At 64.3% G+C, this 12025-nt stretch carries 15 protein-coding genes; 5 read left to right on the plus strand and 10 right to left on the minus strand.

The genetic code is table 11. The annotated features are described in order from the left end of the window. Positions 1-65: 65 nt before the first annotated feature. A complete protein-coding gene (locus V6M39_RS02925) occupies positions 66-1487 on the plus strand; it encodes a DEAD/DEAH box helicase (RefSeq protein ID WP_332642170.1) in 1422 nt (473 codons plus the stop codon). A 1-nt stretch (position 1488) separates the two neighbouring features. Here V6M39_RS02925 and V6M39_RS02930 read toward each other — a convergent pair whose 3' ends face one another. Together V6M39_RS02930 and V6M39_RS02935 are read right to left on the minus strand one after the other, a co-directional pair. Next, positions 1489-2157, minus strand: a complete 669-nt coding sequence (locus V6M39_RS02930; protein WP_332642171.1) for a L,D-transpeptidase — start codon at positions 2155-2157, stop codon at positions 1489-1491. A 41-nt stretch (positions 2158-2198) separates the two neighbouring features. Further along, complete coding sequence (locus tag V6M39_RS02935; RefSeq protein ID WP_332642172.1) at positions 2199-2969, minus strand: ParA family protein; 771 nt, start codon at positions 2967-2969, stop codon at positions 2199-2201. A 62-nt stretch (positions 2970-3031) separates the two neighbouring features. Between V6M39_RS02935 and V6M39_RS02940 the strand changes: the two genes are divergently transcribed. The 4 genes from V6M39_RS02940 to V6M39_RS02955 are packed head-to-tail and all read left to right on the plus strand — an operon-like array spanning position 3032 to position 5953. Beyond that, the gene (locus tag V6M39_RS02940) at positions 3032-3790 is read left to right on the plus strand and encodes an SDR family NAD(P)-dependent oxidoreductase (RefSeq protein WP_332642173.1); all 759 of its coding nucleotides are present in this window, start codon (positions 3032-3034) and stop codon (positions 3788-3790) included. A 3-nt stretch (positions 3791-3793) separates the two neighbouring features. Then, positions 3794-4624: an alpha/beta fold hydrolase gene (locus V6M39_RS02945; protein WP_332642174.1), complete on the plus strand. Its 831-nt coding sequence runs from the start codon at positions 3794-3796 to the stop codon at positions 4622-4624. A 13-nt stretch (positions 4625-4637) separates the two neighbouring features. Further along, positions 4638-5249, plus strand: coding sequence for a sulfite oxidase-like oxidoreductase (locus tag V6M39_RS02950; protein ID WP_332642175.1), 612 nt, complete (start codon positions 4638-4640; stop codon positions 5247-5249). Beyond that, entirely contained in the window at positions 5246-5953 is a 708-nt protein-coding gene (locus V6M39_RS02955) for an FAD-binding oxidoreductase (RefSeq protein WP_332642176.1), read from the plus strand. The genes V6M39_RS02950 and V6M39_RS02955 overlap by 4 nt, the downstream gene beginning before the upstream one ends. Here the strand turns inward: V6M39_RS02955 and V6M39_RS02960 are convergent. The 8 genes from V6M39_RS02960 to V6M39_RS02995 all read right to left on the minus strand — a co-directional run. Beyond that, complete coding sequence (locus tag V6M39_RS02960) at positions 5950-6588, minus strand: TetR/AcrR family transcriptional regulator (protein ID WP_332642177.1); 639 nt, start codon at positions 6586-6588, stop codon at positions 5950-5952. The two genes, V6M39_RS02955 and V6M39_RS02960, sit on opposite strands and share 4 nt — an antisense overlap. Further along, a complete protein-coding gene (locus tag V6M39_RS02965; RefSeq protein WP_332642178.1) occupies positions 6585-7088 on the minus strand; it encodes a hypothetical protein in 504 nt (167 codons plus the stop codon). Before V6M39_RS02965 ends, V6M39_RS02960 begins: the two co-directional genes overlap by 4 nt. Before the next feature lie 81 nt (positions 7089-7169). Next, positions 7170-7991 carry a PHP domain-containing protein gene (locus tag V6M39_RS02970; RefSeq protein WP_332642179.1) on the minus strand — a complete coding sequence of 274 codons (822 nt, stop codon included), beginning with the start codon at positions 7989-7991 and terminating at the stop codon, positions 7170-7172. Between the two features lie 33 nt (positions 7992-8024). After that, complete coding sequence (locus V6M39_RS02975; protein WP_332642180.1) at positions 8025-8720, minus strand: hypothetical protein; 696 nt, start codon at positions 8718-8720, stop codon at positions 8025-8027. Positions 8721-8768: 48 nt separating this feature from the next. Then, complete coding sequence (locus V6M39_RS02980; protein ID WP_332642181.1) at positions 8769-9356, minus strand: histidine phosphatase family protein; 588 nt, start codon at positions 9354-9356, stop codon at positions 8769-8771. Next, positions 9343-10392, minus strand: coding sequence for a MaoC family dehydratase (locus V6M39_RS02985; protein ID WP_332642182.1), 1050 nt, complete (start codon positions 10390-10392; stop codon positions 9343-9345). The genes V6M39_RS02980 and V6M39_RS02985 overlap by 14 nt, the downstream gene beginning before the upstream one ends. 2 nt (positions 10393-10394) lie before the next feature. Beyond that, on the minus strand, positions 10395-10871 hold the full coding sequence (locus tag V6M39_RS02990; protein ID WP_332642183.1) for a general stress protein: 477 nt from the start codon (positions 10869-10871) through the stop codon (positions 10395-10397). A 22-nt stretch (positions 10872-10893) separates the two neighbouring features. After that, positions 10894-12025, minus strand: a 1132-nt coding sequence (locus V6M39_RS02995; protein WP_332642185.1) for an acyl-CoA dehydrogenase family protein, incomplete at its 5' end; no start/stop codon positions are given.

Below are 12025 nucleotides of genomic sequence, written 5' to 3' on the forward strand. Positions count from 1 at the left end.
TCTGAGAATCTCATGCATCCGAAGAATTCGAGAAGACAATCACTACGTTTAGAGATCTGGGCGTCATGCCCGAGATCGCCGACGCTCTCAAAGAGGTCGGCATCGAAGAAGCTTTCCCCATCCAGGAGATGACCCTTTCGGTCGCACTGATGGGCACCGACCTGATCGGCCAGGCGCGCACCGGCACCGGCAAGACGCTGGCGTTCAGCATCCCCCTCATCCAGCGCACGGTTGCGCCGCACGACCCTGATTACGACCAGGTCGTCGCCGGCAAGCCACAGGCCCTCATTGTCGCCCCCACCCGCGAGCTCGCGATCCAGGTCGCCAGCGACATCACGATTGCGTCCAAGCTCCGCGGCACCCGCAACCTCACGATCTACGGCGGCGTCCCCTACGAGACCCAGCTCGATGCACTCAAGGCTGGCGTCGACATCGTCATCGGTACGCCGGGCCGACTGCTCGACCTTGCAAACCGTGGCGCCCTCGACCTGTCGCACGTGAAGTCGCTCGTCCTCGACGAGGCCGACGAGATGCTCGACCTCGGCTTCCTGCCTGACGTCGAGTCGCTCCTCGCCAAGACACCCGAGACCCGTCAGACGATGCTGTTCTCGGCGACCATGCCGGGTGCAATCGTTGGCCTGGCGCGCAAGCACATGCGCCACCCCATGAACATCCGCGCCGAGTCCGGCGACGACAACCAGATGGTGCCAGCGACAGCGCAGTTCGTCTGGCAGGCCCACGAGATGGACAAGGCCGAGATCGTCGGTCGTATCCTGCAGGCTGATGACGTCGGCAAGGTGCTGATCTTCACCCGCACCAAGCGCACGGCGCAGCGCGTCGCCGATGAGCTCGTCGACCGCGGCTTCCCCGCATCGCCGCTGCACGGCGACATGGCGCAGCCCGCTCGCGAGAAGGCGCTCATCCGCTTCCGCGAGGGCACGATCAACATCTTGGTCGCAACTGACGTTGCCGCTCGAGGCATCGACGTCGCTGGCATCACGCACGTCATCAACTACAACTGCCCCGAGGATCACAAGACCTACGTCCACCGCATCGGCCGCACCGGACGCGCTGGCGCGTCCGGTATCGCCGTGACCTTCGTCGACTGGGCTGACCTGGTGCGCTGGAAGCTCATCAACACCGAACTGAAGCTGCCGTTCGATGAGCCGCAGGAGACCTACTCGACGTCAGATCACCTGTTCCACGACCTCGGCATCGACCGTGGAGTGAAGGGTCGCCTCAAGGCTGCGTCGCCCCGTGAGCCCAAGAAGGACGACGACCGCGGTGGTCGTGGTCGCAGTGGTGGCGGAGGCCAGCGCAGCGGCGGAGGTCAGCGTGGTGGCGGCGGTCAGCGTGGTGGCGGCGACCAGAAGCAGGCCGCAACCGCATCTGCATCGACTGGTTCGGGCGACGGCGCTCCGCGCACTCCTCGCAAGCGCAACCGCAACCGTTCACGCGGTGGCGCACCCGTTTCCAAACAGGACTAGTTCACGCGGTTACGACGACGCGGGTGCCGATGGGGGCGAAGTCCCACAAGGCGATCGCGTCGGGCATCCACTGGCGAATGCAGCCAGCTGACAGAGGCGTACCGAGCTGCTCCTTGGTCTGTTCCAACTCGCCGTTGTTGTAACGCGGCACCGAGTGGAAGCCGATCGGCTCGCTGAACCCGGTCGTGAACCGTACGAAGTACTCCATCGTGCCGCTGCCGTCGAAAGCTGTGGCGGTGCGCGACTTCGACTGCACCCGGTACGAACCGGGCTGCAGGTTGTTGAACTTGCTGCCCGACACAAGGTACGTACGCTCGACCGATCCATCGCTCTCGACCAGCCACACGCGCTGATCGCTCTGGTCGAAGACGATCCGGAGACCGGTGCCCGAGTTTGGAGGGAGCGCCGCTGCGTCCGGGACAGCCTCAACCGTCTGGGCCTCAGGCGTCACCTTGGGTTCTGGGATCTTGAGCTCTTCTAGAGCTGCCGTCTCGAGCGCAGCAGGTGCAAGAGCATTCGACGCTGACGCGGGCTCAGGTTTCTGCAGCTGCGGAATCACGCCCATGGCTGCGGCGCTTCCGGCCCCGGCAGTCAGTCCAAGCGCGAGCACGACGGCAGCGATACGACCCCTACGACGGGGTGCGCGGTGCTGAGCGCGGTGCTTGGACATGGCCCCAATCTTATCGCGGGGGCCGTCTGGCCGGGCTCGGTTCAGCCCTGCGCAGCAAGCATCGACGCAGCGACCTGGCGATAGGCGTCGGCGCCCTTGTGGGTCGTCGCCGTGTCGAGGATCGATCGACCGTACGCAGGAGCCTCAGCGAACCGGATCGTCCGCGGAATCGGCGGCGTGATGACCGGTAGCTCATACGTCTCGCCGATGGCGCGTACGACGTTCTGCGCGTGCGTCGTACGGCCGTCATACATCGTTGGGAGCACGCCCATCACGGTCAGCTTGGAATTGATGAACTGGCGCACGTCGTGGATCGTGTCGAGCAGTTGGCCCACGCCTCGATGCGCCAGGGTCTCGGCCTGGATCGGTATGAGCACCGAGTCGGCTGCCGACAGCGCGCCGACCGTGAGAACACCGAGAGCGGGCGGGCAGTCGAGCAGGATCCAGTCGTAGTCGCCCGCGACCTTGTCGAGCGCCACCCGGAGCCGTTGCTCGCGACCCGTACGTCCCACGAGCTGCTCCTCGGCGCCGCCCAGGGAGAGGTTCGACGGAAGCAGATGCAGTCCATCGTCGGTGATGACAATCGCGTCCTCGGCGAGCGAGGTGCCCAGCAGGACGTCCGCGACCGTGACGTCGAGATCCTCGGGGTCGATGCCAACCGAGAACGTGAGACTGCCTTGCGGGTCGAGATCGACCAGCAGGACTCGCTGCTTGAGCTCACCGAGTGCGGTCCCCAGCGACGCCACTGTCGTCGTCTTGGCGACGCCACCCTTCTGGTTGGCCACCGCAATCGTTGTCGTCACGGTCCACATTGTGTCACCGCGACTCGTGACCAGACGGCGGCTCACCGTGGGGGTTTGGCATGCTTAACGGCATGACACGTCGCGCGCTGATCACTGGGCCCACCGCAGGTATCGGCAACGCGTACGCCCGGGAGCTCGCGAGGCGCGGATATGACCTCGTGTTGGTGGCCCGCAACACCGAGCGACTCGAGGCGATCGCCGCGCAGCTCAGCGCCAAGCACCGCATCGATGTCGACGTCATCACCGCTGACCTCGCGACCGAAGATGGCCTTGCCCGCACCGTCAACGCCGTTACGGACACGACCAATCCGATCGACTTGCTGGTCAACAACGCCGGATCGTCCCTCGCAGGGTGGTTCGGCACCACGGCAATCGCTGACGAGGACAACCAGCTAGACCTCCTCGTACGCGCGCCGATGCATTTGATGGACGCCGCGATCAAGGTCATGGCAGGTCGCCGCGGCGGACAGATCATCAACGTCTCGAGCGTCGCCGCATACACGCCGCGAGGCGTCTATTCGGCCCACAAGGCGTGGCTGCTCAACATCTCCGAGTGGGCCAACGTGCACTATGCCGACGTCAACATCTCGGTCATGGCGCTGTGTCCCGGCTTCGTGCGGACCGAGTTTCATCAGCGCGGCCAGATGGACGTCTCTGGCGTGCCCAAGTGGATGTGGCTCAAGGCAGACAAGGTCGTCAAGACTTCGCTCAAGGACCTCGAAAAGGGCAAGTCGGTGTCGATCCCGTCGGTCCGATACAAGGTGCTCAGCGTGCTGGCTCGCTACCTGCCCAAGGGGCTCGTCACCCGGGCCGCCAAGCGTGGCCGCTAGAGCATGAGCATTCCCAAGACGCTGGAAATCCCTGCTGGCGTGGAAGCCGTCGCGATCCACGCCGACGGCACCGACTTCGCCGCGCACGTGGCCCGCATCGAGAACCCGCGCGCCCACGTCCTCCTGGTACCTGGCTGGACCGGCAGCAAAGAAGACTTCACCCAGGTTCTCCCGCTCCTGGCTGGCGCGGGGTTCGACGTCACCACGTATGACCAGCGCGGCCAGTACGAGACAGCCGCCCGGCCCGACGACGACTTCTCGCTCGCCGGCTTCGCGCGTGATGCCATCGCCGTCGCAAAGGCCTCTTCACCTGCACCGACGCATCTCCTGGGCCATTCGTTCGGTGGGCTCGTCGCTCAGCAGGCTGCCGTCGACAGCCCGACGACGTGGCGATCGCTGAGCCTGCTCGGCACGGGACCTGGTGCTCTCGGCGAAAGCCCGCATCGGCCGCTGCGGATGATGGTGCAGGCCTTGGGCAAGGTCCCGTTGCTGCAGATCCATGAGTTGCGCGAGCAAGGCGTACGCCGTCCCGCCCAGATCACCCGCTTCCTCGCCAAGCGATTTACCAGCAACTCCGTGCCGTCGCTCAAGGCGATCACCCAGCTCCTGCTCGACGCACCCGACATCATCGACCGGGTCGAAGCACTCGGCCTGCCGATCTGGGTCGGCCGCGGTCAGGACGATGACGCGTGGCCACACGACGTACAAGCGTCGATGGCCGAACGGCTCGGCACGACCGTCCACGTCATCGGCGACAGCGTGCACTCCCCCGGCGTCGAAAACCCCCAAGGCCTCGTCGACGCCTGGCTACCCTTCTTGAACAAGCACAGCTAGAGGAGCACAGCTGATGGGCGTGACCCGTGGATTCACCGGTCGGATGAGGAAGGGCGCCGACGAGCGTCTACCGCCGGGCCAATACGACACCGGCACCAGTTGGCCTGTTCTGACAGCCGAGCTGATGCCGCGCATAGATCTCGCCACGTGGGAGCTCGCGATCGGTGGACTCGTCGAGCATCCGACGAGCTGGTCCTGGGAAGAGCTTCGCGCCCTCCCAGCCTCCTCGTACAACGGCGATATCCACTGTGTGACGACATGGTCGAAGTTCGACACAAACTTCGGCGGCGTCAGCCTCGACACTCTCCTCGAGGTCGCTCGCCCGAAGAGCGAAGCCACCCACGTCGTCGCGACGGCGACGACCGGATACACGACCAACCTGCCGCTCGACGATGTGCTCGGCGGCAAGTCCTGGATCGTCTGGGAATTCGACGGCCAGCCGCTCGCACCTGAGCACGGTGGACCCGTACGCATGCTGGTGCCTCACCTGTACTTCTGGAAGTCGACCAAGTGGATCACCCGCATCGACTTCCTTGACCACGATGAGCCGGGATTCTGGGAACGCAACGGCTACCACGATCGCGGCGACCCGTGGCTCGAGCAGCGCTACCAGGGTGATGCATGAGCGAGCTCCCGGTTCCGGTCGGACGATCCTGGACCACAGGCATCGTGCGCGAGATCGATCGACCCAATGACCAGTTCGTCAGGATTCGACTCGAGGTTGCCGACCGCACGCCGCACCGGCCAGGGCAGCACTACGTCGTTCGGCTGCGCGCACCTGACGACTACACCGCCCAGCGGTCCTACTCGATTGCCTCTGACCCCGATGATCCGCTCGTCGAGATCATGGTTGAGGTCCTGCCTCGTGGTGAGGTGTCGCCGTTCCTGCACGAGGTTGCCGAGGTCGGCGACGAGTTCGAGCTGCGCGGGCCGATCGGTCGCTGGTTCGTCTGGAACGATGACGAGCCGTCGATCTGCATTGGCGGAGGTTCTGGCGTCGTACCGTTCGTCTCGATGATGCGATACGCCAAGCGCACGGGCATCGACCCACGGCTCAGGGTGATCACCTCGGCTCAGACACGGGAGCGCCTTCCGTATGCGGACGAGCTCGAGGCGTACGGGGCGCTCATCGCCTTGACCAGGGAGAACCACCACGATCGCGTGGCGGCGCACATCTATCCCGATGAGGTCAAAGCGCTCGCATACGGTGCCAAGCGCGCCTACGTCTGCGGGTCCGTTGGGTTCGTCAGCTTCGCAGGCCGCATCCTCGCCGACGCCGGCATCGGCGAGAGCATGGTGCGGGTCGAGCAGTTCGGACCGTCCGCCTAGGCCTTGCGGAGCTTGGCCCGTACGGCTCGGCGGGCGATCGGTCCGAGATCGTCGATCAGCTCCGCGAGCACACCCAAGCGTTCGAGTCCTGCGAGATCCGCATCCGGGCTGCCTGGCTTCGTAGGACCGACGAGCTCGAGCCCGATGAACGTCGCCGACACCAGGTTCGCAAGGGTCTTGGCGTCAAGTGCCTCGCCGATAGGCGAGTCCTTCAGCAGACGCTGAAGAACTTGCTCGACGCGATCGGTCCACATCTGCAGTGCCTGACCCGTGGCCTTTGCCAGCTCGGGGTTGGCTGGCGAACCCGCGAGCACCTGCGCCAGGACATTGACGTTTCCCGCCGCGTGCTCTTCGGCGTGCAGTCTGGTCGCGACCTCGATCAGCCCAGCGAAGCTGGTCACCGAGTCGAACTGCTCGTCGTACTTCGCCACCCTCTCGGCCGTGGTCACCAGCGATGCTTCGCCGAGAAGGGCCTGCACGCTTCCGAAGTGATAGAAGATCAGCGCCTGGTTGACCTTGCCGGTCGCCGCGATGGTTCGAGCTGAGACCGACGCGATTCCACGCGTACGAATCGTCTCGATCGTCGCGTCAATCAACCGGCGCCGAGTCTCCTTCGTACGCACGTCCTCGGTCACGCAGCCAACGTATCGCGGCGATGCTCGTGCACCGTCGGGTCAGCCCAGTCCTTTGCAGCGCCAAGGCAGGCCTGTGTCATTGGATAGACCGCGAACGCCGGCAGGATCCACCACATGCCGCCGGTGTCATCCACCGCCAGGCCCACCGCAATCTGCACGGCAAGCACAAGGACCACGGTTATCACCGCTGCTGCCGTTGGGCGGACCAGGCGAAGCATCAGGGTGAGCACCAGGCCTGCGACCAGACCAGTGGCCAGTCCCAGCGTGCCGCCAATGGCGCCGCCGTAGATGAGGCCGAACGTCAGCCACACGATCAGACCGAAGACGAGGACCGACAGCGCTTCCGAAAGGTCGAAGCCGCCTTCCAGGTCTGACCCCACGAACAGGAAGACCATGAGCATCGCAGCTCCGAGACCGCAGAGCATGCCCCAGAGAAGGCCGGACACCGTCAGCCGCGCCAGTGTCGGTAGACCGTCGATTGCACGAAACATAGCCTTCATCGCCTCTCCTTCGATATTTGAGCAGTCGCTCAATTGGGAGAGTACAGCAAAGTTGAGCAGTTGCTCAATGTGTGATGGGACTCAGCCGAAGAGGCGGCGGAACTGGTCGTAGGCAGTCGTGTTGCAGCCGAGGTCGAAGCCGACCTTGCCGGTGCCGTGATAGTCGCTGGAACCCGTACGCACGAGGTCTAGCTCGCGGGCGATCTGAGCCAGGTGCGCTCGATCTTCCTCGCCATGGTCGTTGTGGTCGACCTCGAGGCCGTCGAGGCCGATCTCCTTGAGCGAAGCGATGCGGGACTTGGACAGGATCCGCTTGCTCCCCCGCGACCAAGGATGAGCCAGCACGGTACGACCGCCAGCAGCCTTCACCAGCTGGATCGCGGTGACGAGATCGGCGGCGTAGCGATCGACGTACGCGGGCTTGCCGGGAGTCAGATAGTGCGCGAATGCCTCGTCGCGGTTGGCCACGACACCGAGTTCGACCAATGCGTCGGCGACGTGCGGACGACCCATTGCGGCCGCGTTGACGGAATGCCGACGAACATCCTTGGCATCGATGTTGATGCCCAACCCGCGCAACCGTTCGAGGGTCGCGGGCAGGCGCGAGTTGCGTCCGTCGAGGACCTTGCCGAGCTCGGTGAGCAGCGGCTTGTTCTTGGGATCGAACTCGTACCCAAGCAGATGGATGCTCTTGCCGTCGAGCTTCGTCGAGATCTCGATGCCCCTGATGAGACGCACATCAGCGCGCTTCGCGGCACCTGCGGCTTCAGCCCACCCCTCGGTCGAGTCGTGGTCAGTGAGCGCCACGATCTCAAGCCCAGCCGCGGCTGCGTTCTGGATCAACTCTTTCGGCGAATCCGTGCCATCGGACTTGTTGGAGTGGGTATGCAGATCGATGGTCACAGCACTCAGACTATCGAGCGAGGCTTTCCTCGATCAGCCAAGACGAGCGAGGGGGTCCTTGATGGCTGTCCGGGCGATTTCCTCGCACTCCTTGAGGGTTCGCTCGCCCTGCCCAGAGCCGATCTGTACGTGAATCGTGACGGCACCTCGGCGAACCCGCACCGCGTAGTCACGAATCGTTTCCTCCTCACGACCGTCGAGATTGGTGAGGGTGATGTCTCGCGCGAGCTCATATCCGGGCCACTTCGCGACGGTAGTGTCAGCCAGCACGCCGGTCCCCCTCAGCCCGAACGTGAAGCCCTTCCCGGTCTTGACGGCTTTCTTGTCGAACGGTCCGTCGTAGGCGGACTGCTCCTTGCGATCCGAGGCGAGAGCGGTTGTCGCGGCTGTGATCGTCGCATTCTGGGTGACGGTGAAGTTGAGATAGTCAGCAATGCCGTCATGGGCGGCTTTCTCTGCTTCTGCGCCAGTGAAGGGCAGCTTCAGCGCAAAGCTCCGGCTGAACTCGACCCCGTCCGTGGGTTCGACGCAGGACTCGTCGCCTGGGCATTTCCCCGTCTCGTCCTTGCCCTGCAGCACGTCGCTGGCCTTGGGGAGCGCAGCCTTGAGCTGAGCCGCCGCGTAGACCTTGGGCGGCGGCGGGGCCGCCTTCTTCTCCGGTTCTTCGGATCCGCCGCACCCGGCAAGCAGGATGAGCGCCAGGACGGCAACGGTCGTTCGCTTGATCATGTACTTCCCCCGAAAACAGCGGCGCCCGAGCGCGCCCGCGAAGGCAGCCTACGGCAGCGTGTTCCAGCTGCGCACGACCTGAGTGCCTCGATCGACGCCCAAGACCGACACGGTCGAGGTGTCCAGAACGAAGCGTTGACCTTCTGCGATGTCGAGGCCGAGCCATCGTACGGCGAGCGCCCGGAGCGAGTGACCATGCGCAAACACCAGCGTCTTGCCCTCAACGGCGCGCGCCTTGGCGATTACGCGGTCGAGGCGTTCCGAGACCTGCTCACCGGTTTCGCCGCCCGGACTGGGATGGGTCCAGATCGTCCACCCGGGCACCGTTTCGCGGATCTCGACCGTCGTGAGGCCCTCGTAGTCGCCGTACGCCCACTCGACGAGATCCTCGTCGACTTCCGCATCTGGGAAGCCCGCAAGCTCGGCCGTACGTACGGCGCGCCGCCGCGGGCTCGTCAGCACCTGCTCGAATTCGACACCGCTCAGCGCATCAACCAGCTGGAGCGCCGCCGCCTCGCCTGCGGCGGTCAGCGGCAAATCAGTCGTCGACGTGTGCCGACCGTTGGCGCTCCACTCGGTCTCGCCGTGGCGTACGAGCCACAGCTGATCCTCGACAGCAGCGTCAGCGTGGGACAAGCGCCCAGTAGTCCAGATCGAGGAGGACGCCCGGTGCGTACTTCTGCCCTCTATCAGCGGACGCGTCGCCGCGCAGGGTCATCGACTCGTCGCGGCCCTTGGTGGCGACCAGCCTCAGCCTGAGCGCGCCAACCCCCGGTGCGCCGGTTTCGGCCTTGTCGAGCACCTCGGACCACGCGTAGACCGTGTCACCGGCAAGAGCAGGCGCCGTGTGCGCGCCGGCATTGATCGCGGCGATGAGCTGGGCGTTGGCAAGGCCGTTGAACGACAGCGCACGAGCCAGCGAGATGACGTGGCCGCCGTAGACGAGACGCGTGCCGTCGGGCCGAGCCTCGGTGTTGAAGTGCACCTTGGCTGTGTTCTGCCAGAGACGCGTCGCCAGCATGTGCTCGGGATCGGTGATCGTGACGCCATCGACGTGGTCGATCTTCTCGCCGACTTCGTAGTCGTCGAAACGGTGCGGCTCACCCGCGGCAACGTCGTCATATGAGGTGAAGTCGAGTCCAGCAGGAACCAGCAGGTCAGCGGCCGCCACCGCGTCAGCAAGGTCGGGCACTACGGTCTCCGGAGCGGGCGCATCGTGATCACGCTTGTGCACCATGACCCAGCGCGCCCAGTCGAGAACAACCTCGTCGCGCTGGTTGGTGGCCGTTGAACGTACGTAGACCACGCCGCTCTTGCCGTTGGAGTTCTGCTTGAGGCCGATGACCTCGGACTGCGTCGAGATCGTGTCGCCGGGGACGACCGGCTGATGGAATCGGCACTCGGCATAGCCAAGGTTGGCGATCGCGTTGAGCGAGATGTCGGGGACCGTCTTGCCGAACGCGATGTGGAACGCGATGAGGTCCTCGACCGGCGCCGGGCTCAGCCCAACCGACGCGGCGAATGCCGCTGACGACGGAACCGCGAACCGGGTCGGGTAGACCGCACCATAGAGCGCACGATCACCTTCAGTCACGGTGCGGGGGGTCGCGTGGCGGAGCACCTGCCCGATCGTGAAGTCCTCGAAGAAGTTGCCTGGGTTTGTCTTGCTCACGTTTAGAGATCAACCTTCTGGCCGGGCATCTTGGCCAGGAGCTCCTGGCCCGTCGCGAGGTGCTTGTGTTCGACGAGAACTTCGTACTTGGTGGCAACGACCTTCTGCACCGAGCTGAAATCGCGCTGGCCGCGCGTTGCGGCGTAGCCCATCGCGCCAGACACGAGTCCGAAGATGACCCCGAAGCTCAAGCCGAAGAGGACGGTTGCCGCGAATGACTTGCTGTCGGTGAAGATGCTGAGCAGCACGCCGATCAGCAGGCCCAACCACGCACCCGACGCGGCGCCCGCAAGCAGGACACGGCTCCAGGTCAGGCGGCCTGTGACGCGTTCGACCTGACGCAGCTCGGTGCCCACGATCAGACAGTTCTGCACCGGGAACTCGTTGTCCGACAGATAGTCCACGGCCTTTTGTGCATCGACGTAGTTGTCGTAGATACCGAGCGACTGCGGATATTCGAGCGAGAAGATCTCAGGCATGCCGGGTCTGCTTTCGGGTTGGTTAGAGCTTGTAGTCCTTGAGGAGGCTACGACCAATGATCATCTTCTGGATGTCCGAGGTGCCTTCGCCGATCAACATGAACGCGACTTCGCGATAGATCCGCTCAATCTCGTACTCCTTGGAGTAGCCATAACCGCCGTGGATTCGGAACGACGCTTCGACAACTTCGCTGGCGTACTCCGAAGCAACCATCTTGGCCATTCCTGCTTCGACGTCCATGCGTTCGCCCGTGTCCTTGAGACGTGCCGCACGCACCATCATGTTGTGTGACACCTCGACCTTGGTGCCCATCTCGGCCAGTCGGAACAGCACAGCTTGGTGCTCGGCTATCGGCTTGCCGAATGTCTCACGCTGCTGCGAGTACGCGATTCCAAGCTCGAATGCACGGATCTGCAACCCACAGGCCCGAGCCGCCACGTTGACCCGGCCAACTTCCACACCGTCCATCATCTGGAAGAAGCCCTTGCCCGGGGCACCGCCGAGGATCTGGTCAGCCGAGATCTTGTGGTTCTCCAGAATCATTTCCGTCGTCTCGACGCCCTTGTAACCCATCTTGGCGAGCTTCCCGGGGATCGTGACGCCCTGCGCCGTCTCGCCGAATCCCGGTTCCTTCTCGATCAGGAAGGTCGTCATGTTCTTGTAGGGCGAGTCCGAACCCTCGTCGGTCTTGACCAGGGTGGCGACCAGCGTCGAGGTGGCACCGTTTGTCAGCCACATCTTCTGCCCGGTGATCGAGTAGGACCCGTCGTCGACCTTGGTCGCTTTGGTGGTGACCGCAGCGACATCTGAACCGAGGCCCGGCTCTGACATCGAGAACGCACCGCGTACGTCTCCGGTAGCCATCCCGGGGAGGTACTTCTGCTTCTGCTCGTCCGTCCCGTGCTGCTCAAGCAGATAGGCAACGATGAAATGGGTATTGATGACACCGGAGACACTCATCCAGCCGCGAGCGATCTCTTCGACCACGAGGGCGTAGGTCAGCAAGGACTCGCCGAGTCCGCCGAACTCTTCGGGGATGGTCAGCCCGAAGACGCCGAGCTCCTTGAGCCCTTCGATGATCTCGGTCGGGTATTCGTCGGCTTGCTCCAGCTCCTGGGCAACCGGAATGATCTTCGCCTCGACGAAGTCATGC

Source organism: Aeromicrobium sp., from assembly GCF_036675695.1.
In the GTDB taxonomy this organism is placed as follows: Bacteria; Actinomycetota; Actinomycetes; order Propionibacteriales; family Nocardioidaceae; genus Aeromicrobium.

Excerpts from the sequence above, each read along its gene's own strand:
- V6M39_RS02925 (WP_332642170.1), top strand. The coding sequence starts at position 66 with ATGCCCGAGATCGCCGACGCTCTCAAAGAGGTCGGCATCGAAGAAGCT.
- V6M39_RS02930 (WP_332642171.1), bottom strand. The coding sequence starts at position 2,157 with ATGTCCAAGCACCGCGCTCAGCACCGCGCACCCCGTCGTAGGGGTCGT.
- V6M39_RS02935 (WP_332642172.1), bottom strand. The coding sequence starts at position 2,969 with ATGTGGACCGTGACGACAACGATTGCGGTGGCCAACCAGAAGGGTGGC.
- V6M39_RS02940 (WP_332642173.1), top strand. The coding sequence starts at position 3,032 with ATGACACGTCGCGCGCTGATCACTGGGCCCACCGCAGGTATCGGCAAC.
- V6M39_RS02945 (WP_332642174.1), top strand. The coding sequence starts at position 3,794 with ATGAGCATTCCCAAGACGCTGGAAATCCCTGCTGGCGTGGAAGCCGTC.
- V6M39_RS02950 (WP_332642175.1), top strand. The coding sequence starts at position 4,638 with ATGGGCGTGACCCGTGGATTCACCGGTCGGATGAGGAAGGGCGCCGAC.
- V6M39_RS02955 (WP_332642176.1), top strand. The coding sequence starts at position 5,246 with ATGAGCGAGCTCCCGGTTCCGGTCGGACGATCCTGGACCACAGGCATC.
- V6M39_RS02965 (WP_332642178.1), bottom strand. The coding sequence starts at position 7,088 with ATGAAGGCTATGTTTCGTGCAATCGACGGTCTACCGACACTGGCGCGG.
- V6M39_RS02975 (WP_332642180.1), bottom strand. The coding sequence starts at position 8,720 with ATGATCAAGCGAACGACCGTTGCCGTCCTGGCGCTCATCCTGCTTGCC.
- V6M39_RS02990 (WP_332642183.1), bottom strand. The coding sequence starts at position 10,871 with ATGCCTGAGATCTTCTCGCTCGAATATCCGCAGTCGCTCGGTATCTAC.